This is a genomic window from Ruegeria sp. BC6, assembly GCF_056539185.1.
Genome location: NZ_JBQFUM010000001.1, coordinates 877376 through 899355 on the forward strand (window position 1 = coordinate 877376; position 21980 = coordinate 899355).

The window sequence follows — 21980 nt, forward strand, 5'->3', positions numbered from 1 at the left end:
GACCTGTTACAGTAACATATTGCAACATTGACGACACAAATCCGGCGGTCAGGCAGGTTGGTGCTCTTCCTCTTCGTCCTGCGCCGCTTCGATCGCGACTTCTTGCGCAACTTCCAGTGCGACCGGCGATGCCGTCGGGTACAGCGGCGACATGGTGCCGGTCTCGTCCACGGGCACCGAGGCCCGCTGGGTCATCCGGTAGACCGCATAGCCTGCCATTACAAACAGTAGTGCGGCAATGAACAGGAAGAAGCCGGACGGCCCGAACACGGCATCCCCCATCAACCAGCCGGTGATCAGCGGACCGGCAATTGCGCCAAGCCCGTTGATGAAAATCAGCCCGCCGGACGCGGCCGCCATATCTTCGTGTTCGAGGTAGTCGTTGGTGTAGGCGATCAGCAGGGAATACAGCGGATTGGACATGCCGCCGATGACAAAGGCCGCAGCCAGCAAAACCGGGAAGTCGACCCCGAAAACCATGCCCACCGCCGCACTGATGCCGCCCACGACCGACACCAGCAGGATCAACAGGCGCCGGTCCATACGGTCCGAAAACCAGCCCAACGGGTACTGCAGTACCAATGCGCCAATGTAGAATGACGCCACGAAGGTCGAAATCTCGACCAGTGTCAGCCCGGCCCGCGCGCCGTAAACCGCGGCCATGCCGAACTGAGCCGAGAAGATGCCACCCAACAGGAACATGCCGACACAGCCCAAGGGCGACGTGTCCATCAACTGCCTGAGCGTCATCGGCTTGGTCGTATCAAACGCCGGCGTCGGTGAAATCGACAACAGGATCGGAGCAAAGGAAACGGAAACCAGGATCGAGGCAATCACAAAGGTTTCGTACCCGGCCGGGTCACCGACAAGCATCAGTGCCTGCGCGCTGACAATACCGATCATCTGGACGATCATGTAAAGCGACAAAGCCTGGCCACGGTTTTCGTTGCTCGCGGCGTTGTTCAGCCAGCTTTCGGCGGTCACGTACACGCCGGAAAAGCAGAACCCGATCACAACACGGCCCAGCGACCACGCGATTGGATCGGTCAGCATCGGATAGCTGATCATCACGGCAGAGATGAAGGACGCCAGCGCCGCGAAGACCCGCACGTGCCCGACCCGCCGTATCATCTCGGGTGCAAGACGGGATCCGCCCAGAAAGCCCACGAAATACGCGGACATGACAAATGACATCTGCAGGGTCGAAAACCCTTCGATCTCGCCCCGGACACCCAACAGGGTACCCTGCAGGCCGTTGCCGATCATCAGCAGACCCATTCCGAGTAAAAGCGCCCACGCGCTGGCAAGTACCTGAAGCATGTTTGCACTCCAAATCCGCTGAACAATGGCTTTCGTTAAAGGATCAAACGATGTCCCGGTCGCGCTTGTCTACGACATTCGCCAGATTCGATCCCGCGATCCCGCCCTCTAAGGGATCAAAAGCGACGCGTCACCATAGGAAAAGAAGCGATAGCCACTTTTGATCGCATGATCATAGACCCGCAGCATCCTGTCCCGTCCCATCAGCGCCGAAACCAGCATCAGAAGCGTCGATTTCGGCAGATGGAAATTGGTCATCAGCGCGTCGGTGACCTGAAACTGGAAGCCGGGGTAGATGAAGATGTCGGTCTCCCCCTCCCAAGGCCGGATCGATCCATCGCGCGCGGCACTTTCGATCAGTCGCAAGGCGGTGGTGCCGACCGGGATGACGCGACCACCCGAGGCTTTGGTCGCCTGAATCTCGGCTGCGGCCTGCGGGCTGACCTGTCCCCATTCGGCGTGCATCTTGTGGGTCGTCACATCCTCGACCTTGACCGGCAGGAACGTTCCGGCCCCGACGTGCAGGGTAACATGGGTGAACTCGACTCCCCGATCCGCAAGGGCCTGCAACAATGGCTCGTCAAAGTGCAGAGAGGCGGTCGGTGCCGCCACAGCCCCGGCCTGCCGCGCCCAAACGGTCTGATAATCAGTCTTGTCACGCTCGTCCGCGGGCCGTTTGGCCGCGATGTAGGGGGGCAAAGGCATTGCTCCGGCCTGCTCGAGCGCCTGGTCGAAATCATCGCCCTTCAGATTGAAGCGCAGATGGGCCTGGCCGTCAGCGACCCCTTCCAGAACCGCGCTGAGGTCGTCGGAGAACACAATTTCTTCGCCCACCCGGATCTTCTTGAGCGGTTTCAGCAATGCACCCCAGGTCCCGTCGGCGCGGGGCTCCAGCAAGGTGGCCTCGATCGCGGCCGAGACCGGACCCTGGGCGCTGTCGCGATGACGCCGGCCGCTCAGTCGGGCCGGGATGACGCGCGTGTCGTTCAGCACCAGCCGATCACCGGGGCGAAGCCAGTCGGGCAGGTTGAACACCCGATCATCCGAGATCGCATCACCCTGTGCCACCAGCAGGCGCGCCGAAGACCGCGGACTGGCGGGCCGCGTGGCAATCAGGTCATCAGGCAGGTCGAAATCGAAATCACTCAGCTTCATGGCCGCGCCATACATCGCCCGAACAGATTCGGCCACACTCTGCGTCAGCGGTCCTCGCCCCGGCTACCCACCGAAGGGCTGGGTCCGTCCGGTGCGACAGGCGTTGCGTTGGGGCCGTCGGAAACTGTTGGGGCAGGTTCTCGCAGCAGGTTGCGCAGAAACAGTGGCGCAAGACCGGACAGCGGGTTCACGGACACTTGCGGGGCCGAGATCGGGCCCACCAGCGTATAGTTGAACGCGAAAACGCCCTCGCCCTTCTTGGTCAGGACGCTGCCAATCGCGTTCACCATATAGATCGGAGAGATCGCGCCGCGCAGGTTCAGGAACTTTCGTTCGGTATCCACCGTCCCGTCGAAGGACAGCCCCATCGACGGCCCGACCGCACTGCCGCTGAGAATCTTGACCTCGGTCGGCGTGATCCGCATCTCGCTGTCGATTGATGAGAAGTAGATCCCCTGCCCGGCCATCTCGGTCAGCAAACCCACAAGGCTGATGGCATTCAGCAACGCCGCCATGGCCGGAGCATCCTGGATCCGCGTGTCCGTGATTTTCAGTGTCAGATCGTAGTTGCCCGGGCCAGCCACCGGATTCAACCGGAGTTGCAGCTTTCCCCCTCTGGCCTGGGTCAACAAACCGGCAGACCGCAGCACCGCACCGGCGTCCACGGACTGCAGGCTAACCGCACTGCGTGATCCGCTGGGCACGACCTGACCCTGGACCGGGGCGCCTCCGTTGACCTGAGCGGAAAATCCACCCTTCAAACCTCCGGTCGTTTCGAAATTGCCCTTCAAACCGGTCAGGGCTACTTCCTCGGTCACCTGCAGCCGGTCCAGCGCCACGTCAAGGTTCGGGCCTCGACCGGATGACGCGCCGCCGCCGCTGCTACTGCCGAACGTCGCTTTGCCCAGGTTTAGAACGCCCCCCAGAACGCGGATATCCGGCGCCGCGGCGCCACGGCCGATCAACTCGGCCGGAACAGCCAACCAATCGCCCAGTTCAAAAGAACTGAACTGAACCCGATCCAAAGCGCCATTCGCGATCGAGATCGAAGCCACCGCGCGCAATCCGGCGGCATCAATCCGCAGGCTGTCCACTCGCAGTTGATCGCCCAGCGTCGCCTCGGTGGCCAACGTGCCGGCAGTGGCTGCGGATTTTTGCCAACCCAGTTCGGGAATTCCCATTCCGACGCCGACCAGATCAGAGGTCGCGGTCAGCTTTGTCGGCTCTCCCCCTCCAATTCCAAGACTGATCTCCGCCACGCCTTGCCCGGTCAGCATACCGGACGGCAATCCGGCCTTCAGTTCATCCATCAGCCGCGGGGACAGTTCGATCTGCCCGCTGAGCGTGCTGCGTTGCGCTGTCTTGCCGCCGATCGGCTGTCGCCAAGTCGCCTGTATCGGCACCTCTCCGAACAGACCGTCTCCGTCTATGGCCACCTGGGTCTGATCCCCGCTCAGGCGCAGTTTGGCGGCGCTGATGCGAAAGCCCGGAACCAGTTTTTCCGTATCCAGATCAATCAATTCACCCAGAACGTGAAATTGCGTGTCCTCGAATTTCAGCCCCTTGATCAAGGGCAGAGACAGAGTGCCGCCCAGTCGCACGCTGCCCGAAGCCAGATCGACCGGAAGGTTTGCCTTGGTCAGCAATTGCAGCGGCGCCCGGTCAAGCAACGACAAGGCCGAGGTCACACTGCCACTGGCCTGAACACGCACGATGCCCGGTGTGTTCTTTTTGATGTCGGTATCTGGGATGATGAACGACGTCCCAGAGGCATCAACCGCGCCACCGTCATCGGCGATCACGACGCCCTTGCGGGCGGTTACCGTGAACCGACGGCCAATCAGCGTGGCCTGCCCACGCCCGCCTTGGATCGGCGGCAAGGTCTTGGCAAACCGAACCAGCGCATCATCGAAATCGAAATCAAGATACAGTTCGGGCTTGGAGTCTCCGGGCCGCAACCTCAGAACAAAGTCCATGTCCGACAGATTGCCTTCGTACAGGTTTTCGGTCACCCATTTGCGCGGCTTCGGGGCCAATCGGGGCGGCCAGTAATGCAGCAGCTTGTCCGATGCCATGTGCCCCAGCCGCGCGTTCAGATCCACGCTCCACCCCTCCGGCAGGCCCACAAGCTCGCCCGAAGCGCGCAACAGGTCTTCGCCATCTTCGACCACGACCTGCCCCAGTTGCAGCCGGAAGGGGTTCAGGCGCACTTGGAAGTCCAGATCGGCCTGCTTGACCTCAAGCGCATCAACGAACAGGTCGGCCGGGTTCACCCGGATACCGTTCAGACGGAACTGCACCGCCATGCTTTCCAGCGTGCCGGCCTCTACACCCTTCAGATAAGCTTTGCCCTCGCCCTGTACGCTACCCCAGCCCGACACCACGGAAACCTCGTTGAAATCCAGAACCTGCTGCGCCGGATCATAGGTGAAATACGTGCGGGCGGAGTCGAACGGAACCGGTCGGGTCTCGGGGTTGGGCTGAACAGCCCCTGCCCCAAGGTTCAAGGTTGCAAATACAGGCCCGAGCGCCCCCGCCCCGTCGATACTGCCGCGCAATGCGCCCGAGATCGGCGTGTCCAACACCTGCAACCAGGCCAGCGCAGGCGATTGCGCCGCGACGTCGGTCGCTGGAAGATCGGTGATCGAAATCCCGAACTGCGCCTCGGGTGAGCCGAGCGTGCTGGTGTAGTTCGCTTCGATCATGCTGACATAGTCACGGCCCGCCAGCACCGAGAACCCGGTCGCCAGGCGCAGGGCGCCTTCGCTCCTCGTCGCCAGAATATGCCCGCCGTCCAGAACCCAGGACCGCCCAAGGCGCAGGTCCCGATAATCCAGCGTAATGGCGTCAAGCTCGACCGAGGTCAGGGACGACAGGACCGGTGACAGGAACACCTGATCGGACTGTTCGATCAATTCGGCCAAGGTTGGCGCATTCTGCACGGGCGCGCTGCCGGAGCCGACGGTCAGCGAGAGCGATCCGTCCTCGGCTCGGGTCAATGCGATCTGCGCGCCGTTGAGGGTGATCCGCTTGGGCCGGACATGGCCGCGCAGCAGCGGACGCATCGCCAGGCTGGCCTGCATGCTCGAGACCTGTGCGATCTGGCGCCCCTCGGCGTCGCTGATCGAAACATCGCTGAGCCGCAGACGCGGGCGCCATTCCTGATTGATGATAAAGCTGACATCGCCGAACCGGATCTGCAGGCCGCCCAAAGCGTTTTCCAGACGCGTTTCGACCCGGTCGCGCAGCCATTCCGGCGCGTGGATCCGATGGCCGAACACCATGACCCCGGACAGGACGGCCAGAAACACCAGCAGGAACACCCCGCGCAAGGCCCACAGCCCGGCTGTCCGCCGACGGGATCGGCGGCGCGGCGGTTTCCCGCCCTTCTCAGCCTGGTCCTGTTCGTCTTGCGCCAATTTGCCGTCCACGTCTTTCAACCTGCCCGAGCCGCCCTATGATACGCGGCATCACCTAACAAATCCTGACCGGAGTTCAAAATGCCTGACGTTGCAGACATCGCCCCCGATTTCACCTTGCCCCGCGATGGCGGCGGCACGGTCACCCTGTCGGACCTGCGCGGTCGTCCCGTTGTTCTGTTCTTTTATCCCCGCGATGATACGCCGGGCTGCACCAAGGAATCCATCGGTTTCTCGGATCAGCTTCAATCCTTTGCCGACGCTGGCGCACAGGTTTTCGGCATCTCTCGCGACAGCGTTGCCAAGCACGACAAGTTCGTCGCCAAGCACGGGCTGACCACTCCGCTGCTGTCCGACGAAGGTTCGACCGTGTGCGAGGATTACGACGTCTGGGTCGAAAAAAACATGTATGGCAAGAAGTCGATGGGGATCGAGCGCTCGACCTTTCTGATCGACGCCGACGGAAAGATCGCCCGCGTCTGGCGCAAGGTCAAAGTTCCCGGCCATGTGGATGAGGTGCTGGAGGCCGTACGCGCGCTTTGACGCTGCGGGCCATCCGGTCTAAGAGGCGGCAGTTTTCATCCAACCAGAGGATTACCGTGGCCAAAACCCTGACCCAGATGGCAACCGAGGTTCTGACCACTGCGGATGGGCGGTCCAAGACCGCCCTGTCCAAACGCTATGCCGCCGACTGGTTTGCGGCGCGCAACGGCGACGCCCCCGCGATCGAAATCGGAACAGCCACGCCACCGTTGCATCCGTCGCGTCCTGACAAGCCCGAGCTGCTGTCGCCGCGCGACGTGCCGCGCCGTCGCCCCGGATCGGAGGCTGGCCGCATCGCGCTGCTGCACGCTGTGGCCCATATCGAGTTGAATGCCGTGGACCTGCACTGGGACATCATCGCCCGGTTCGGGCATGTGCCGATGCCGGTCGGCTTCTACGACGACTGGGTGAAATGCGCCGAGGAGGAATCGCGCCATTTCGAAATGGTCTGCGACTGCCTGGAAGCGATGGGCAGTTATTACGGCGCCCTCCCCGCCCATGCCGGGATGTGGCGTGCGGCCGAGGACACCGCGGAGGACCTGATGGGCCGGCTGGCGGTGGTGCCCATGGTGCTCGAGGCGCGCGGCCTCGACGTGACACCGGGCATGATCGACATCTTCCGCAAGGCAAAGGCCGATCAGGCCGTGGCCGCGCTTGAGGTGATCTATGCCGAAGAAGTCGGGCATGTGGCCTATGGCTCGAAATGGTTCCACTTTCTGTGCGGCCGCGAGAATGCCGACCCCAAGGACGTTTTCCATCAACTGGTCCGGCGCTATTTTCATGGCGCGCTCAAGCCGCCCTTCAACGAGGAAAAGCGGGCCGAAGCCGGCCTGCCGCCCGATTTCTACTGGCCTTTGACCGAGGATCTGCCGCCCCCGGGAGACGCGAAACGCTGACGGAATCGCGCCGCTTTCGGCAATTTTCTGCCGATGACGTGCGGGAAAACACCGTAATTGTCGACCAATCGGTTAACAAACTTGCCCAACCGGGACCGGCCCTTTAAGCAATCGGCCCAAGGGGCGGCGATCCACTCACGACCGGTCCCGACATTGGGGATGAGAGGTAAGGCGCGTGAGAACACGTCTGGCAATCAAACTACACTCACTGCTCGAACGGCACTTCCCGGAACGCCGGGTCTTCCTGAAATCCGACAATGACACACGCTTCATCCGGCTCAGCTCGGAGACACAGATCGTGGCCGCACTTGGCGTTTCGATCATGGTCGGCTGGACGGCGGTCGCCACGGCGATCCTGCTGATGGACAGCATCGGGTCTGGCAACTTCCGTGAACAGGCCAAGCGCGATCAGGCGACCTATCAGGAGCGGCTGAACATCCTGTCGCAGGAACGCGACGCGCGCGCTCAGGAAGCACTGGCCGCGCACGCCCGGTTCAACTCGGCGCTTCAGCAGATCTCGGCGATGCAGTCGGAACTGCTGGAATCCGAAAACCGTCGACGCGAGCTGGAAACCGGCATCGAGGTCATTCAGACCACCCTGCGGTCGACCATGAAGCAACGTGAGGAAGCCCGGGCGCAACTCGCCGAGCTTCAGGAGAAATCCGATGGCGCATCGGTTGCGATGTTCGCCTCTGCCGCTCCGGCACAGATCGAATTCATGGCCGACGCCCTGACCCGGACAGCACAGCAGCGGGACCAGATCGCAACTGATGCACAGGCGGCACTGGACCAGCGCGATGAGCTTGAGCTGGAAATCCTGCTGATGCAGGAACGCAATGACGAGATCTTCCGCCAGTTGGAAGAAGCCATGGTGATCTCGGTTGAACCGCTGGACAAGATGTTCCGCGAGGCCGGAATGCCCACCGACCGGATGCTTGACGAAGTGCGGCGCGGCTACAGCGGCATGGGCGGGCCGCTGACGCCGATTTCCTTCAGCACCCGCGGCGAAGAGCTTTCGGCAGATGAGGTGCGCGCAAATCAGCTTCTGCAGCAGATGGACCAGCTGAATCTGTATCGCATAGCGGCCGAAAAGGCCCCGTTTGCCACACCGGTCAAATCGGCGTTCCGGTTCACCAGCGGATATGGTTATCGCCGCGACCCCAAAACCGGCGGGCGCCGGATGCACAAGGGCACCGACTTTGCGGCCCCGACGGGCACGGATATCTTCGCCACCGCCGACGGTGTCGTGACCCATGCGGGCTGGCAATCCGGTTATGGCCGTCTGATCAAGATAAAGCACGCCTTCGGGGTTGAGACACTTTATGCCCATAACTCGAAGATCCGCGTGAAGGTCGGCCAAAGGGTCTCGCGCGGGGATCACATTGCTGATATGGGTAATTCTGGACGGTCGACCGGAACGCATCTGCACTACGAGGTGCGCGTGAACGGAAAACCTGTAAACCCAATGGACTTCATCAAGGCTGCGAACAATGTTTTCTAAAAGCAAAATCAACGAGCCCGCACCCAAGGCATCCGAAACGGCCAAGCCGGCAGCCCCGGCGCCTCAGGCGACCCCTGCCCCGACCGAACAGAAGGCCGCAAGCACCGCGCCCAAGCCCAAGCCGCCGGCATCGGTTCTGTCGTCGGACCTGCATATCACCGGCAACATCAAGACCACCGGTGACATCCAGGTCGAAGGAACCGTCGAAGGCGACATCCGCGCGCATCTGCTGACTATCGGCGAAACCGCGACCATCAAAGGCGAAGTGACCGCGGACGACGTGGTTGTGAACGGCCGCATCGTGGGTCGTGTACGGGGTTTGAAAGTACGTCTGACCTCGACCGCCCGGGTTGAGGGCGACATCATCCACAAGACCATCGCCATCGAAAGCGGCGCGCATTTCGAAGGCTCGGTTCAGCGTCAGGACGATCCGCTGAACCCGGGACGCAGCGGCAAAACCGGAGCCAATCCGGCGGCTGAAGTCAGCCAGTAAACCGCTCCGAGTACCGAATTCCAAGAACGCCGCGGCCACTGTCCGCGGCGTTTTTCTATGCCCATCAGGCAACAATCGGGACCCCTATCAGGGCCGCAAAGCCCTGCACGCGCGATACATTTTCACAAAAGGTGTTTTTTGAATTAAACTTCACCTCGTTGAAATTGGGAGGTTTTATCATGCGAGCAAAACTGATGGCCGAATTTTTCGGCACGTTCTGGCTGGTTCTCGGCGGTTGTGGCAGCGCGGTGCTGGCTGCCGGGGTCGCCGATGTGGGCATCGGATGGCTGGGCGTGTCGTTCGCCTTCGGCCTGACGGTCCTGACCATGGCCTTTGCGGTCGGCCACATATCGGGTGGTCACTTCAACCCCGCCGTCAGCCTCGGGCTGATGATCGGTGGGCGTTTCCCGTCCAAGGATCTGCTGCCCTACTGGGCTGCGCAGGTGCTTGGAGCGATACTGGCCGCAGCCGTTCTGTACGTGATCGTCAGCGGCGCACCCGGCTTCGAAGGCGTTGGCAGCTTTGCCTCGAACGGGTATGGCGAGGCCTCGCCCGAAGGGTATTCGATGATGTCGGCGCTGGTGATCGAGATCGTTTTGACCGCCTTCTTCCTTATCATCATTCTGGGCGCGACATCCGAAAAGGCTCCGGCCGGGTTCGCGCCCATTGCCATCGGTCTTGGGCTGACGCTGATCCACCTGATTTCGATCCCGGTCACCAATACGTCGGTGAACCCGGCCCGCTCGACCGGGGTGGCGCTGTTTGCCGATGGCCCCGCCTTGGCGCAGCTGTGGTTGTTCTGGGTCGCCCCGCTGATCGGTGGCGCTTTGGGAGCCGCGATCTGGAAAATGATGGCCTCGGACGAATAGAAACCCGTCCTACTAATGCAAACCCCCTCCCGGCCTACGCCGGGAGGTGACTCTGTTATACGGTTGCGTGGGCCACACCCGCGGCAAGAATTCGACCGGTCGGATCAGGGTGGTTGAATTTCCGGAACGAACCGCCAGAATTCGCAGAACTCTGTGAAAGACCTGATCATGATTTCCTGGCCAAAGTTCCGGCGCCCCGCTTCCGCAATTCCCGCATCCACCGCCTGGATTGCGATGGCCAGTATTCCGCTGGTTCATTATTTCTGGCCAGACCTCGGCGCGGTCTCTGATCGGGATCAGACTGTTCTGTTCGCTCTGACGATCTTTGCCATTCTGGCCCTATCCGAGATTTTCATAGCGCGAATTCATCGCAAGCCGGGCAGCGGCTTGGTCTACAACCCGGAAAACTTCAAAGACCCGGCGTATCTGGCTGATTTCTGGATCAAACTTATTGGTCTGTCGGCCAGTCTTGCGCTGCTTGCGCTGTTCTACTCCACCGCCGACCTCTACCGGGATGAATGGTATCAGCCGTTCTTTTCGCTGTTCGGCGACTACTGGCCGCTGATCCTTGCGATTGTCCTTTCCGTTGTCACGGCGGTTCATTTCTCGATGCGGCATCCTCGCGACGGCATGTGGCATCTGGGACGTGTGGTTTTGTCTTTTGGTCGCCAATCCACCGGGGCCCGCGAGTTGAAATCCTTTCTTCTTGGGCTTGGCGTCAAAGGGTTCTTTCTGCCACTGATGTTCTGCTATCTGGTCTATGACTGGAGCTTTCTACAGACCCGTTCGCTGTGGGATGCGCAGGACTTTCAGCAGGTCTATGCATATCTCTACCGTTTTGCCTTCTTTCTGGACCTGACAATCGTCACCATCGGCTATGCCACCGCCACCCGGCTTCTGACCTCTCATATTCGCTGGACCGAGACGACGGTGAGCGGATGGCTGGTCTGCGTGATCTGCTATGCCCCGTTCTGGCAACTGCTGTCGCGCAGCTATTTCAACTATGTCGAGGATGGCTTCGCCTGGGGTGTCTGGCTGTGGGATTACCCTGTCCTCTACGGATTGTGGGGCGGCACCATCCTGTTCTTCCTGGCGGTCTATTGCCTGACCGCCGCGCGCATGGGTCTGCGGTTCTCGAACCTGACCTATCGCGGGCTGGCCTGCGACTTTCCTTACAACATCAGCAAACATCCATCCTACATTAGCAAGAACATCACCTGGTGGATGATTTCGATCCCGTTCATCGCGGTCGACTTCTGGGCAGGCCTGGCCAACTGTCTGGCCCTGCTGGGTGTGAACCTGATCTATTTCGCACGGGCCTGGCACGAAGAGCGCTGCCTGTCACGCGCGCCGTCCTACCGAGCCTACAAAAAGCACGTGAACGAATACGGTCTTCTGGTCCGCATCCGGCGCGGCCTGAGCGGCTGGACCCGGAGCGTTGCCAGACAGGTGAATTGATCGCGCGGCGTGCGGGTCAACGCCCTGTCATCCAGATGCCGTCGGGCCAGAAGGCGTGGAAGGCAAACGCGAACATCACATCATGCACGACATCCCGTCCGGCACCATCCGTGACGCGGATCGATCCTATGTCGCGTCCCTTGTCGACGCGCCCGGCGTCCAGAGCCGAAGCCTGCCCCGCCGACCAAACGATGACAACGCCTGCTTCTAACAATCGCCCAGCCGCACGCAATCGCGTCAGAGGCCAGGCCCGCTCACCGACACGCACCACCCGTTCGAGCGGTTGAATACCATGCGGAGGCAGCGCGCCGTCATACAGGAACGGTCTGCGCGCGCTGTCATACCCTCGGTAAGGGTTGCGCCCGTAGTCCCGCGCAAAATTCGGCTCGGCCATCACCAGACCGTCGGGATTGCGCTTGCGGAACTGATCCCACCCTTCCATCCACGCTGGCAGTGCTGTCAGCTGAGTACCGGTCAACTTGCCCACGATCGCTTCGCCGGTGGCTTGCTGCCACCAGCTTTCGGTTTCGCGGTCATACATGATCATGTCCGAATTTCGCAGCTTGCCGGACACGCCAAAACTGAGAACCCGTCCCGGGATACGCCGATCAAATACCAGCCCCGAATTGCACAGTGGACAATAGGTAACCGCGACTGGACGGTTGCCGATCCGATCATTCACGATTTCATGCCAGATTAAGTAACGCAGGGGATAGGCGCGCGGGGGCGTACCGGGCAGTTCCACCGTGATCACGGCCTCGGTCAACCCCAGCCCGGTTTCCGCCGAAGCTGGGACAAACTCGGGTTTGTAGATGGCCGGGATGCCGTCTTTCGGCGGTCCGCCGGACCGGACCTCAGACCAGTCACCGATCGAGGTGACCGAAAAATCGGTTTTGGGCCATTCGTCGCGCCACAGGTTCGGGTCCGCGGACACCGCGGTTGCGCAGAACAGCAGAAGGGCAAACAGACGGCATCGCATGAGGCACCTTTGGCTAGCTGCCATCGTGCGTCAAGCCGTGCGGCCGGGCCAAGCCCCTTACACAGGGACGTGAAGCGCCGTGCGCGGACAACCCGGCGCGCAATCCGCGCCGGGTCTAGGGATCATTCGGTGACGGTCACCTTGGTCATGACGTCCGGTTGGCCGACCACAGCGCCGTTCGGGCCTGTGCCGCGTTTGATCGCATCAACCACGTCCATGCCGTCGGTCACCTTGCCCACCACCGTGTACTGGCCATTCAGGGTCGGGGCCGGATCGAACATGATGAAGAACTGCGAATTTGCGCTGTTTGGATTGCTGGCGCGAGCCATTCCGACGATGCCGCGCTCGTACGGAACTTCGGAAAACTCGGCAGGCAGGTCCGGACGGCTTGAACCGCCCGTACCGGCGCGACGCATGTCGCTGCCCAGTTTACCGTATTCCACGTCCCCGGTCTGTGCCATGAACCCCTCGATCACACGGTGGAACACCACCCCGTCATACTTGCCTTCGGCGGCCAGAGCGGTGATCTGCTCGACATGCTTGGGCGCGACGTCTTCGAACAGGTCGATGGTGATCGTGCCGTTGGCCTCGCCCTCGACTTCGATCTGCAGGCCTGCGGCCAGCGCGGGGCTGGCCAACAAGGTAAAAACGGCGGCCAGCTTATACATCGGCGGCCACCTTGACGCTGATCATGCGGTCGGGGTTCGCGGGCGGCTCGCCGCGGGTGATGGCGTCGACATGCTCCATCCCCTCGATCACGCGGCCATAGACGGTGTATTGGCCGTTCAGGAAATGGTTGTCCTTGAAGTTGATGAAGAACTGCGAGTTGGCCGAGTTCGGGTTGGCCGAACGAGCGGCTCCTAGGGTGCCCCGGTCATGCGGCAACTTGGAAAACTCGGCCGGAAGGTTCGGCAAGGACGACCCGCCAGTGCCTGCCATGCGGATGTTGAAGCCGTCTTCCATGTCGCCGTGCTGCACGTCGCCGGTCTGCGCCATGAAGCCGTCGATCACCCGGTGAAAGGCCACGTTGTCATACTCGCCCGCGCGCGCCAGTTCCTTCATGCGCTCGCTGTGCTGAGGCGCCACGTCCGGCAGCAGTTCGATGACGACGTTACCGTCCTTCAGCTCGATGATGATGGTGTTTTCGGGATCCTTGATCTCGGCCATGGGGCCCTCCTGTGGAATTGATTTGCGCAAATACCTATGCGCCGGACGCGCGAAAGCCAAGTGACGCATTGACCTGAGGGCAAAATGCAGGAAAAGAACCGCTTACGCGTGGTGACAACGGCGAGGATGACACGATGGGCTGGAAAACTCTGGACGACATGGATTTGCAGGGCAAACGCGTTCTTGTGCGCGTAGACATCAACGTCCCGATTCTGGATGGCGCCGTGACCGATGACACGCGGATCCAGCGGATCGTGCCCACGGTGCGCGACATTCTGGCCGCTGGCGGCAAACCCATCCTGCTGGCCCATTTCGGCCGGCCCGGCGGTGAGCGTCGACAGAACCTGTCGCTGAAACAGCTGGTGCCCGCGCTGGAAGCCGCCTTTGGAACCAAGGTCCGTTTCGGAGAGGATTGCGTCGGATACGAGGCTGAAATCGCTGCCGCAAACCAGGGTGACGGCGAGGTCTTGCTGCTGGAAAACACCCGCTTTCACGCCGAAGAGACCCAGAACAGCATAACCTTGGCCGAAGGTATGGCCAAAATGGGAGACATCTACTGCAACGACGCTTTCTCGGCGGCTCATCGGGCGCACAGTTCGACCGAGGCACTGGCGCGCCTTCTGCCCTCCTGCGCCGGGCGTCTGATGCAGGCAGAGCTCAGCGCACTCGAAGCCGCTCTGGGCAACCCTCAGCGTCCGGTGACCGCCGTGGTCGGTGGGGCCAAGGTATCAACCAAGCTGGATCTGCTGGGCAACCTGATCGAGAAGGTCGACAACCTGATCATCGGAGGCGGCATGGCCAACACCTTTCTGCTGGCCAAAAGGCTGGACGTTGGTAAATCGTTGGCCGAGCACGCGATGACCGATACCGCAGCCGAAATCATGGCAAAAGCAGACAAGGCAGGCTGCCGGATCGTGCTGCCCAGCGATGTTGTCGTTGCCGAGAAATTCGAAGCACACGCCCCACACAAGGTCGTCCCAGCGAACAAGTGTCCCGCAGGTTCGATGATCCTGGACGCCGGGCCGGACAGCGTCGCCGCAATCTGCACCATCTTCGAACAGAGCAAGACCCTGATCTGGAACGGCCCATTGGGGGCATTCGAACTGGAACCCTTCGACGCGGCGACAAATGCCGCTGCATTGAAAGCCGCAGAACTGACGCGGGCGGGCAAACTTGTGTCGGTCGCCGGTGGCGGCGATACGGTTGCAGCCCTCAACGCGTCGGGCGCCGCGCAGGACTTCACCTACATCTCGACCGCCGGCGGTGCGTTCCTGGAATGGATGGAAGGCAAAACCCTGCCCGGTGTGGCAGCGCTGGCCCAATAACCCAATTCTAGTTGGCGATCGGCATTCGTGGTATTCTCCTACAGACCGGGAGATGGGCCATGAAAGCCGTTGCCACCTTTGCTGTTATCCTCTTGCCCAGTGTTTCTGGCGCGCAGTCCCATTGTGCCGGGCAAACTCAGATCGACGCCACTTTCTGTGCCGAAGAGAAATGGGAAATCGCTGACAAAGAACTGAACCGCCTCTGGAAAGAGATCAAATCAGCGGCGGACAGGCGCGGAAACGGCGAGGCTTTGTTGAACGAACAGCGCGCTTGGTTGAAACGCAGGGATGCAACTTGTGACCCCGAACTCAAAAGCGATGGCAGTGCCGCGCAAATGTTCTATTGGTCTTGCATGGAAGAACAGACCCTGAATCGAAATCAGGAACTGTCCGCTTTGCGTTGAGCGGATACCTACGCGGTTATGGCTCTTCGAGCATCACTTTTTTCGTCGAATTGCAAAAAGTGCGAATCGGGGGATTCACAACCCGAATCACCTGTGACATAGTGCCGACAGATGCCCGCAAAGGGCACGTTTTTGAGGCAGTATTCATACGGCGGTCAACAGAGTGTCCCGTTCCAATCGGCCCGGTCTGGGCGCAGTCGCATTCTTCTCGGTGGCCTTCATGCTGGGTGTCTATTTCACCTTTGCTGCCGTTCAGGGCGACTACGGCCTGTTCCGACGGATCGAGATTTCAGCGGAACGGGACGCTCTGTCACGCGACCTTGCGGCGTTGAACGCCGACATCGCTCGGATGGAAAACCTGACCCGGCGCCTTTCAGACACCTACCTGGACCTCGACCTGCTGGATCAGCAGGCCCGAACCGTTTTGGGAATGATCCGGGCTGATGAAATCGTCATCCGCTAACTAGCTGTTTGCCCGACCGCCCCGGGTTCCTCTGCAGTTGGCAACTGATACCCGAAAGCGTCGATTTCCCGTCGGAACAGGTCAGCCACCAGGTCCACGGCTTCGCCGTCCCAGTTTTCACCGTAGAAAACATCGAACTGCTTTGATTTCCGAATGCCGGAATTCAAACGCTTGTCGCCGAGACTGACATCGCCAAGGCCGAAGTCATCGAGCACCTGCGCCAGATCGCAGTCCAGGCTTTCGTATCGCAACACCCGATCAACCGCGATCTCCCCGCCCTCAGAATAAAGATGGAAGTCAGAGAAGAACTTCAGGCGAGTCCGGCAAAAGCTCAGGAACAGTGCGTTTGCGTCGTTTATCTGTGTTCCGCGCTGATGTATCCAGAAATAGAACGCTGAGACAGCCTTGTCCCAGGGATTTCTCTCAACGCAAGTGCTGCTGCAGCCCTCCGCAATATCGGACAGATACCGATTGGCCACGCCGATGCCACTGTGAGGGTAGCGAGCATGGACTTCGCCCTTGGCTCGGTCTGTTATCTGCTTATCTGAAAGGCGTAAACCTGCCGGATTTCGGGTAGAAACAGATACCCCCACCCCGTCCAGGACGCTGCGTCACATTTCCGCTCGCCAGAAAGCGCGAAATGCTTTATGAGATAGTTTAACGCTAAACTATCTTGCCGGAAGGGAGAGGTCGCCACGATGGCTGCGCGAAAAACCACAAAGAAACCAAATGTTTCTGCGGAAGAACTCAAAACCTACTACCGCGAGATGCTGTTGATCCGCCGATTCGAGGAAAAGGCAGGTCAACTATACGGCATGGGTCTGATCGGCGGTTTTTGCCACCTTTACATCGGTCAGGAAGCCGTCGTCGTGGGGCTCGAAGCTGCGGCCGAGGATGGCGACAAGCGCATCACCTCCTACCGCGACCACGGCCATATGCTGGCCTGCGGCATGGATCCGGGCGGCGTCATGGCTGAATTGACCGGACGCGAAGGCGGCTTGTCCAAGGGCAAGGGCGGCTCGATGCACATGTTCTCAAAAGAAAAGCATTTCTACGGTGGCCATGGAATCGTCGGCGCACAGGTTCCGCTGGGTGCGGGCCTTGCCTTTGCAGACAAGTACAAAGACAACGGCCGCGTGACCTTTACCTATTTCGGTGACGGTGCAGCGAACCAGGGTCAAGTCTATGAAACCTTCAACATGGCGGCCATTTGGCAATTGCCGGTGGTCTTCGTGATCGAGAACAACCAGTACGCGATGGGCACGGCGCAATCGCGCTCAACCTCGACCAAGGACATCTATCACCGCGGTGAGGCGTTCGGCATCCCGGGCGAAATCGTCAACGGAATGGACGTGCTGGCAGTGAAAGAGGCCGGCGAAAAGGCCGTGGCGCACTGCCGGTCTGGGAAGGGCCCTTACATCCTCGAGGTCAAGACCTACCGTTACCGCGGACACTCGATGTCGGATCCCGCCAAGTACCGCACCCGCGAAGAGGTGCAGAAGGTGCGCGAGCAGAGCGACCCGATCGAACACGTGCGCGAGCTGCTGCTGACCGGCAAGCACGCCACCGAGGATGACCTGAAGGCGATCGACAAGGAAATCAAGGAGGTCGTCAACCAGGCCGCCGAGTTCGCCAAGGAAAGCCCCGAGCCGTCGCTGGACGAGCTCTGGACCGACATTTACGCCTGAGAGGACGAATAAGACATGGCAACCGAAATTCTCATGCCCGCCCTTTCGCCGACCATGGAGGAAGGCACACTGGCCAAGTGGCTGGTCAAGGAAGGCGACACCGTAAGCTCTGGCGACATTCTGGCCGAGATCGAAACCGACAAGGCCACGATGGAGTTCGAAGCCGTCGATGAAGGCATCGTCGGCAAAATCCTGATTGCCGAGGGCACCGAAGGCGTGAAGGTCAACACGCCGATCGCGATCCTGGTGGAAGAGGGAGAAGACGCATCGGCCGTGACCGCGGCTGCCCCCGCAGCCGCAGCGGAGGCCGAAGCCGCCCCGGCGGCGGTTGAGGCCCCCGCTCCTGCCCCTGCTGCACCGGCCGCGCCAACCGTGGACCTGTCGCCGGACTGGCCAGCAGATGCCGAGATGAAATCGATGACGGTCCGTGAGGCTCTGCGCGACGCTATGGCCGAGGAAATGCGCTCGGACGAAGACGTCTACCTGATGGGCGAAGAAGTCGGTGAATACCAAGGCGCCTACAAGGTGAGCCAAGGCCTGCTGGACGAATTCGGCGCAAAACGCGTGATCGACACGCCAATCACCGAGCATGGCTTTACCGGCATTGCCGTGGGTTCCGCCTTTGGCGGCCTGAAGCCGATCGTCGAGTTCATGACATTCAACTTCGCCATGCAGGCGATCGACCAGATCATCAACTCTGCCGCCAAGACGCTGTATATGTCCGGCGGTCAGATGGGCTGTCCGATCGTGTTCCGCGGCCCCAACGGCGCCGCCGCGCGCGTGGCGGCCCAGCACTCTCAGGACTATGCCGCCTGGTACATGCAGATCCCGGGCCTGAAGGTCGTGATGCCCTATTCGGCAGCCGATGCCAAAGGCCTGCTGAAATCTGCCATCCGCGATCCCAACCCGGTCGTGTTCCTGGAAAACGAAATCCTTTATGGTCGGTCGTTCGACGTGCCGCAGGTCGATGATCTGACCGTGCCGCTGGGCAAGGCCCGCATCTGGCGCGAAGGCACCGATGTGACCATCGTCAGCTTTGGGATCGGTATGCAATACGCATTGGAAGCCGCCGACAAGCTGGCTGAGGATGGCATCAGCGCCGAGGTGATCGACCTGCGCACCATCCGCCCGATGGACACCGGTGCGATCATCAACTCGGTGATGAAAACCAACCGTCTGGTCACAGTGGAAGAAGGCTGGCCGCAAGGCTCGGTCGGCAGCTACATCAGCTCCGTGGTCATGCAGGAAGCGTTCGACTATCTGGACGCGCCCGTCATCACGCTGACCGGCAAGGACGTGCCCATGCCCTATGCGGCGAACCTGGAAAAGCTGGCGCTGATTACCACCGACGAGGTGATCGCCGCCGTCAAACAAGTGACCTATCGGTAAGGAGCGACTGACAGATGCCCACCGAAATTCTGATGCCCGCCCTTTCGCCGACCATGGAGGAAGGCACGCTTGCCAAATGGCTGGTCAAGGAAGGCGACACTGTCTCCTCCGGCGACCTGCTGGCCGAGATCGAAACCGACAAGGCCACGATGGAGTTCGAAGCCGTCGATGAAGGTATCGTTGGCAAGATCCTGGTTCCTGAAGGCACGGAGGGGGTCAAGGTGAACACCCCCATCGCCGTGCTGCTGGAAGAAGGCGAAAGCGCCGATGACATCGCCGCGGCCCCGACCAAGGCACCCGAGGCTGCGCCCGCAGCCGACGAGGGCAACGAGGCTGCCGCCCCTGCGGTATCCGAAGCGCCCGCCGCTGCCCCGGCTCCGGCGGCTCCGACCAAGGCCGATGGCGGTCGCATCTTTGCCTCTCCGCTGGCCCGTCGCATTGCCGCTCAGAAAGGTCTGGATCTCGCACAGATCAAGGGTTCGGGCCCGCATGGCCGCATCGTCAAAGCGGATGTCGAAGGCGCAACCGCTCCGGCACCGGCACCGGCTGCTTCGGCAAGCGCGGCGCCGGCCCCTGCCGCTGCTCCTGCAGGCCCCTCGGCCGACATGGTGGCCCGCATGTACGAAGGCCGCGAGTACGAGGTGGTCAAGCTGGACGGCATGCGCAAGACCATCGCCGCCCGTCTGGCCGAGGCCAAGCAGACCATCCCGCATTTCTACCTGCGCCGCGACATCAAGCTGGACGCGCTGCTGAAATTCCGCAGCCAGCTGAACAAGCAGTTGGAGGCCCGCGGCGTGAAGCTGAGCGTCAACGACTTCATCATCAAGGCCGTCGCCAACGCGCTGCAGCAAGTGCCCGAGTGCAACGCCGTATGGGCGGGCGACCGGGTTCTGCAGTTGAAACCTTCGGACGTGGCCGTGGCCGTAGCGATCGAAGGCGGCCTGTTCACCCCGGTCCTGGAGGACGCCGACACCAAATCTTTGTCGGCCCTTTCGACCGAGATGAAGGACCTGGCCGCGCGTGCGCGCGAGCGCAAGCTGGCCCCGCATGAATACCAGGGCGGCACCTTCGCGATCTCGAACCTGGGCATGTATGGCATCGACAATTTCGACGCCATCGTGAACCCGCCGCATGCGGGCATTCTGGCCGTCGGCACCGGCGCCAAGAAGCCGGTCGTGGGCGAGGACGGCGAGCTGACCGTGGCGACCGTGATGTCGGTTACCATGTCGGTCGATCACCGGGTGATCGACGGCGCGCTTGGAGCACAGCTCCTGCAGGCCATCGTGGACAACCTGGAAAACCCCATGGTCATGCTGGCCTGATCCACGTCACAAAAATCAAAAAAAGCCGCCTCGGACCCCGAGCCGGCTTTTGTCGCACCTGAGAACAGGCTTACTGATCCTTGCCCAGCATGTGATCCATCGAGATCGAGGGCTGGTCGCATCCCGCCTCACCCACGATCTTGGCGGGGATGCCGGCCACGGTCTTGCAGGGGGGCACATCCTGCAGCACCACCGAACCGGCGGCGATGCGGCTGCAATGACCCACGCGGATGTTGCCAAGAACCTTGGCCCCGGCCCCGATCAGAACGCCATCCTCAATTTTGGGATGGCGGTCCTCTTCTTCCTTGCCGGTCCCGCCCAGGGTCACCGAATGCAGCATCGAAACGTTGTCGCCCACAACCGCAGTTTCACCGATCACGATGGAGTGCGCGTGGTCGATCATGATGCCCTTGCCGATCTTCGCGGCAGGGTGAATGTCGATCCCGAAAATCTCCGAACTGCGCATCTGGAAGAAATACGCCAGATCGTGCCGGCCCTTCTGCCACAGCCAGTGGGCCACGCGATAGGCTTGCATGGCCTGGTAGCCTTTGAAATACAGGATCGGCTGTAGCAGACGATGGCAGGCCGGGTCGCGCTCGTACACGGCCATCAGGTCCGCGCGGGCTGCATTCATCAGCGCCTTGTCATCGGCATAGGCCTCTTCGACGATTTCACGCAGAACCATCATCGACATCTCGTTCGAGCACAGCTTGGCCGAGATCCTATAGGACAACGCACGTTCCAGAGACTTGTGGTGCAGGATACAGGCATGCACCAGTCCGCCCATCAAAGGCTCTTTTTCGACGGCGGCCTGTGCTTCGGCCGTGATCCGGTCCCAGACGGGGTCAACTGACGTTAATTGGGTGCGCGTTTCAAACATGGCTTTTGATCCTCTGCTGCGCCTAGAATAGCCATCTAGGCCCAAAAAGGCCAAACGCAAACCCTTGATGTGCAACACAACAGAAAATGAACCGGTCCGAACTCAGGGAATTTGAAACACTTATCCTGTCACGGCTGGAGGAATTGGAACGCAATTCCCTCGCCGGTCAGGACGCTCAATCCGTGGTCGAGCTTGACCAGCAGGCAGTCGGGCGGCTCAGCCGAATGGATGCGCTGCAGAATCAGGCCATGGCCAAGGCGCAACAAACGCGGCGAGATCTCGAAGCCCGACGGCTGAGAGCCGCCCTCGACCGGATGGCCGAGGGCGAATTCGGGTGTTGCGAGGATTGCGGTGACGACATTCCGCGCAGACGGCTGGACCTGGACCCGGCCGCCAGTAAATGCGTCAGCTGCGCGGCCGGTTGAGTTGAAACCGGATAAGATGGCGCAGTACCGTCTCGAAACACCGGCAATACTCGGTGTCGCTGAAACTCGGCTCGTCTGCCAGCGGGCGGCTGCGTGCCGCTGCCATCAATGCTCCGTTCCCGTAAACAGGATGCAAACGACCCGTCGCGGTCACGTGACGGCCAGCCAACTCGGCCTCGGCGATCATGCGCGCGCAGAGCCGCTCACGCTGGGCTTGCGGCACGGTCAGCAAAACCCGCGCCGCAGAACTGACATCGCCGTGCAAAACAGGGCGCATGGTCCCT

Annotated in this window: 22 protein-coding genes; 13 read left to right on the plus strand and 9 right to left on the minus strand. The window is 61.2% G+C overall.

Translation table 11 applies throughout. From position 1 onward, the window contains the following. Window positions 1-48 precede the first annotated feature (48 nt). The 3 genes from ACR0MM_RS04335 to ACR0MM_RS04345 all read right to left on the minus strand — a co-directional run bounded on the left by ACR0MM_RS04335 (window position 49) and on the right by ACR0MM_RS04345 (window position 5906). The gene (locus tag ACR0MM_RS04335; RefSeq protein WP_170538676.1) at window positions 49-1320 is read right to left on the minus strand and encodes an MFS transporter; all 1272 of its coding nucleotides are present in this window, start codon (window positions 1318-1320) and stop codon (window positions 49-51) included. A gap of 108 nt (window positions 1321-1428) precedes the next feature. Then, on the minus strand, window positions 1429-2475 hold the full coding sequence (gene queA / locus ACR0MM_RS04340; protein WP_480695326.1) for a tRNA preQ1(34) S-adenosylmethionine ribosyltransferase-isomerase QueA: 1047 nt from the start codon (window positions 2473-2475) through the stop codon (window positions 1429-1431). A 44-nt stretch (window positions 2476-2519) separates the two neighbouring features. Beyond that, window positions 2520-5906: a YhdP family protein gene (locus tag ACR0MM_RS04345; protein WP_480694617.1), complete on the minus strand. Its 3387-nt coding sequence runs from the start codon at window positions 5904-5906 to the stop codon at window positions 2520-2522. Between the two features lie 69 nt (window positions 5907-5975). On the opposite strand from ACR0MM_RS04345, the gene ACR0MM_RS04350 reads away from it, so the two are divergent. The 6 genes from ACR0MM_RS04350 to ACR0MM_RS04375 all read left to right on the plus strand — a co-directional run bounded on the left by ACR0MM_RS04350 (window position 5976) and on the right by ACR0MM_RS04375 (window position 11654). After that, window positions 5976-6437, plus strand: coding sequence for a peroxiredoxin (locus ACR0MM_RS04350; RefSeq protein WP_480694619.1), 462 nt, complete (start codon window positions 5976-5978; stop codon window positions 6435-6437). 77 nt (window positions 6438-6514) lie between these two features. Beyond that, window positions 6515-7333 carry a ferritin-like domain-containing protein gene (locus ACR0MM_RS04355; protein ID WP_480695328.1) on the plus strand — a complete coding sequence of 273 codons (819 nt, stop codon included), beginning with the start codon at window positions 6515-6517 and terminating at the stop codon, window positions 7331-7333. Window positions 7334-7508: 175 nt separating this feature from the next. Beyond that, window positions 7509-8834 carry a DUF5930 domain-containing protein gene (locus ACR0MM_RS04360; protein WP_170358803.1) on the plus strand — a complete coding sequence of 442 codons (1326 nt, stop codon included), beginning with the start codon at window positions 7509-7511 and terminating at the stop codon, window positions 8832-8834. Further along, a complete protein-coding gene (locus ACR0MM_RS04365) occupies window positions 8824-9327 on the plus strand; it encodes a bactofilin family protein (RefSeq protein WP_170338122.1) in 504 nt (167 codons plus the stop codon). Before ACR0MM_RS04360 ends, ACR0MM_RS04365 begins: the two co-directional genes overlap by 11 nt. A gap of 179 nt (window positions 9328-9506) precedes the next feature. Beyond that, a complete protein-coding gene (aqpZ, locus tag ACR0MM_RS04370) occupies window positions 9507-10196 on the plus strand; it encodes an aquaporin Z (RefSeq protein WP_170338120.1) in 690 nt (229 codons plus the stop codon). Between the two features lie 168 nt (window positions 10197-10364). Further along, entirely contained in the window at window positions 10365-11654 is a 1290-nt protein-coding gene (locus ACR0MM_RS04375) for a hypothetical protein (protein ID WP_480694621.1), read from the plus strand. Between the two features lie 16 nt (window positions 11655-11670). On the opposite strand, the gene ACR0MM_RS04380 is transcribed toward ACR0MM_RS04375, so the two are convergent. The 3 genes from ACR0MM_RS04380 to ACR0MM_RS04390 all read right to left on the minus strand — a co-directional run bounded on the left by ACR0MM_RS04380 (window position 11671) and on the right by ACR0MM_RS04390 (window position 13800). Beyond that, complete coding sequence (locus ACR0MM_RS04380) at window positions 11671-12633, minus strand: DUF3179 domain-containing protein (protein WP_480694623.1); 963 nt, start codon at window positions 12631-12633, stop codon at window positions 11671-11673. A 122-nt stretch (window positions 12634-12755) separates the two neighbouring features. Then, the gene (locus tag ACR0MM_RS04385; RefSeq protein WP_480694625.1) at window positions 12756-13301 is read right to left on the minus strand and encodes a peptidylprolyl isomerase; all 546 of its coding nucleotides are present in this window, start codon (window positions 13299-13301) and stop codon (window positions 12756-12758) included. Continuing rightward, window positions 13294-13800: a peptidylprolyl isomerase gene (locus ACR0MM_RS04390; RefSeq protein WP_093962382.1), complete on the minus strand. Its 507-nt coding sequence runs from the start codon at window positions 13798-13800 to the stop codon at window positions 13294-13296. The genes ACR0MM_RS04385 and ACR0MM_RS04390 overlap by 8 nt, the downstream gene beginning before the upstream one ends. A 134-nt stretch (window positions 13801-13934) precedes the next feature. Between ACR0MM_RS04390 and ACR0MM_RS04395 the strand changes: the two genes are divergently transcribed. From ACR0MM_RS04395 to ACR0MM_RS04405, 3 genes are all read left to right on the plus strand, one after another. After that, window positions 13935-15125, plus strand: a complete 1191-nt coding sequence (locus tag ACR0MM_RS04395; protein WP_480694627.1) for a phosphoglycerate kinase — start codon at window positions 13935-13937, stop codon at window positions 15123-15125. 59 nt (window positions 15126-15184) lie between these two features. Further along, window positions 15185-15529, plus strand: coding sequence for a lysozyme inhibitor LprI family protein (locus tag ACR0MM_RS04400; RefSeq protein WP_480694629.1), 345 nt, complete (start codon window positions 15185-15187; stop codon window positions 15527-15529). 163 nt (window positions 15530-15692) lie between these two features. Then, window positions 15693-15992, plus strand: a complete 300-nt coding sequence (locus ACR0MM_RS04405) for an FtsB family cell division protein (protein ID WP_170338112.1) — start codon at window positions 15693-15695, stop codon at window positions 15990-15992. Here the strand turns inward: ACR0MM_RS04405 and ACR0MM_RS04410 are convergent. After that, complete coding sequence (locus ACR0MM_RS04410) at window positions 15989-16471, minus strand: hypothetical protein (RefSeq protein WP_480694631.1); 483 nt, start codon at window positions 16469-16471, stop codon at window positions 15989-15991. The two genes, ACR0MM_RS04405 and ACR0MM_RS04410, sit on opposite strands and share 4 nt — an antisense overlap. A gap of 219 nt (window positions 16472-16690) precedes the next feature. On the opposite strand from ACR0MM_RS04410, the gene pdhA reads away from it, so the two are divergent. The 3 genes from pdhA to ACR0MM_RS04425 are packed head-to-tail and all read left to right on the plus strand — an operon-like array spanning window position 16691 to window position 20391. After that, window positions 16691-17680 carry a pyruvate dehydrogenase (acetyl-transferring) E1 component subunit alpha gene (gene pdhA, locus ACR0MM_RS04415; protein ID WP_480694633.1) on the plus strand — a complete coding sequence of 330 codons (990 nt, stop codon included), beginning with the start codon at window positions 16691-16693 and terminating at the stop codon, window positions 17678-17680. Window positions 17681-17695: 15 nt separating this feature from the next. Continuing rightward, window positions 17696-19069 (plus strand): pyruvate dehydrogenase complex E1 component subunit beta, encoded by a 1374-nt coding sequence (locus ACR0MM_RS04420; protein WP_170363244.1) that lies wholly within the window; start codon window positions 17696-17698, stop codon window positions 19067-19069. Window positions 19070-19083: 14 nt separating this feature from the next. Further along, complete coding sequence (locus tag ACR0MM_RS04425; protein WP_480694635.1) at window positions 19084-20391, plus strand: pyruvate dehydrogenase complex dihydrolipoamide acetyltransferase; 1308 nt, start codon at window positions 19084-19086, stop codon at window positions 20389-20391. 70 nt (window positions 20392-20461) lie between these two features. Here the strand turns inward: ACR0MM_RS04425 and cysE are convergent, their stop codons facing one another. Then, window positions 20462-21271 carry a serine O-acetyltransferase gene (cysE, locus tag ACR0MM_RS04430; protein WP_480694637.1) on the minus strand — a complete coding sequence of 270 codons (810 nt, stop codon included), beginning with the start codon at window positions 21269-21271 and terminating at the stop codon, window positions 20462-20464. Between the two features lie 86 nt (window positions 21272-21357). Between cysE and ACR0MM_RS04435 the strand changes: the two genes are divergently transcribed. Then, window positions 21358-21696 carry a TraR/DksA family transcriptional regulator gene (locus tag ACR0MM_RS04435; RefSeq protein ID WP_480694639.1) on the plus strand — a complete coding sequence of 113 codons (339 nt, stop codon included), beginning with the start codon at window positions 21358-21360 and terminating at the stop codon, window positions 21694-21696. Here ACR0MM_RS04435 and ACR0MM_RS04440 read toward each other — a convergent pair. Next, window positions 21677-21973: a DUF7742 family protein gene (locus ACR0MM_RS04440; RefSeq protein WP_480694641.1), complete on the minus strand. Its 297-nt coding sequence runs from the start codon at window positions 21971-21973 to the stop codon at window positions 21677-21679. The genes ACR0MM_RS04435 and ACR0MM_RS04440 overlap by 20 nt on opposite strands. Window positions 21974-21980: the final 7 nt, after the last annotated feature.

Bases quoted from the DNA above. Each gene is read 5' to 3' on its own strand.
- ACR0MM_RS04425 (WP_480694635.1), top strand. From the start codon at position 19,084: ATGCCCACCGAAATTCTGATGCCCGCCCTTTCGCCGACCATGGAGGAA.
- cysE (WP_480694637.1), bottom strand. From the start codon at position 21,271: ATGTTTGAAACGCGCACCCAATTAACGTCAGTTGACCCCGTCTGGGAC.
- pdhA (WP_480694633.1), top strand. From the start codon at position 16,691: ATGGCTGCGCGAAAAACCACAAAGAAACCAAATGTTTCTGCGGAAGAA.
- ACR0MM_RS04335 (WP_170538676.1), bottom strand. From the start codon at position 1,320: ATGCTTCAGGTACTTGCCAGCGCGTGGGCGCTTTTACTCGGAATGGGT.
- aqpZ (WP_170338120.1), top strand. From the start codon at position 9,507: ATGCGAGCAAAACTGATGGCCGAATTTTTCGGCACGTTCTGGCTGGTT.
- ACR0MM_RS04365 (WP_170338122.1), top strand. From the start codon at position 8,824: ATGTTTTCTAAAAGCAAAATCAACGAGCCCGCACCCAAGGCATCCGAA.
- ACR0MM_RS04440 (WP_480694641.1), bottom strand. From the start codon at position 21,973: ATGCGCCCTGTTTTGCACGGCGATGTCAGTTCTGCGGCGCGGGTTTTG.
- ACR0MM_RS04375 (WP_480694621.1), top strand. From the start codon at position 10,365: ATGATTTCCTGGCCAAAGTTCCGGCGCCCCGCTTCCGCAATTCCCGCA.
- ACR0MM_RS04355 (WP_480695328.1), top strand. From the start codon at position 6,515: ATGGCAACCGAGGTTCTGACCACTGCGGATGGGCGGTCCAAGACCGCC.
- ACR0MM_RS04435 (WP_480694639.1), top strand. From the start codon at position 21,358: ATGAACCGGTCCGAACTCAGGGAATTTGAAACACTTATCCTGTCACGG.
- ACR0MM_RS04380 (WP_480694623.1), bottom strand. From the start codon at position 12,633: ATGCGATGCCGTCTGTTTGCCCTTCTGCTGTTCTGCGCAACCGCGGTG.
- ACR0MM_RS04390 (WP_093962382.1), bottom strand. From the start codon at position 13,800: ATGGCCGAGATCAAGGATCCCGAAAACACCATCATCATCGAGCTGAAG.
- queA (WP_480695326.1), bottom strand. From the start codon at position 2,475: ATGAAGCTGAGTGATTTCGATTTCGACCTGCCTGATGACCTGATTGCC.
- ACR0MM_RS04400 (WP_480694629.1), top strand. From the start codon at position 15,185: ATGAAAGCCGTTGCCACCTTTGCTGTTATCCTCTTGCCCAGTGTTTCT.
- ACR0MM_RS04420 (WP_170363244.1), top strand. From the start codon at position 17,696: ATGGCAACCGAAATTCTCATGCCCGCCCTTTCGCCGACCATGGAGGAA.
- ACR0MM_RS04395 (WP_480694627.1), top strand. From the start codon at position 13,935: ATGGGCTGGAAAACTCTGGACGACATGGATTTGCAGGGCAAACGCGTT.
- ACR0MM_RS04385 (WP_480694625.1), bottom strand. From the start codon at position 13,301: ATGTATAAGCTGGCCGCCGTTTTTACCTTGTTGGCCAGCCCCGCGCTG.
- ACR0MM_RS04350 (WP_480694619.1), top strand. From the start codon at position 5,976: ATGCCTGACGTTGCAGACATCGCCCCCGATTTCACCTTGCCCCGCGAT.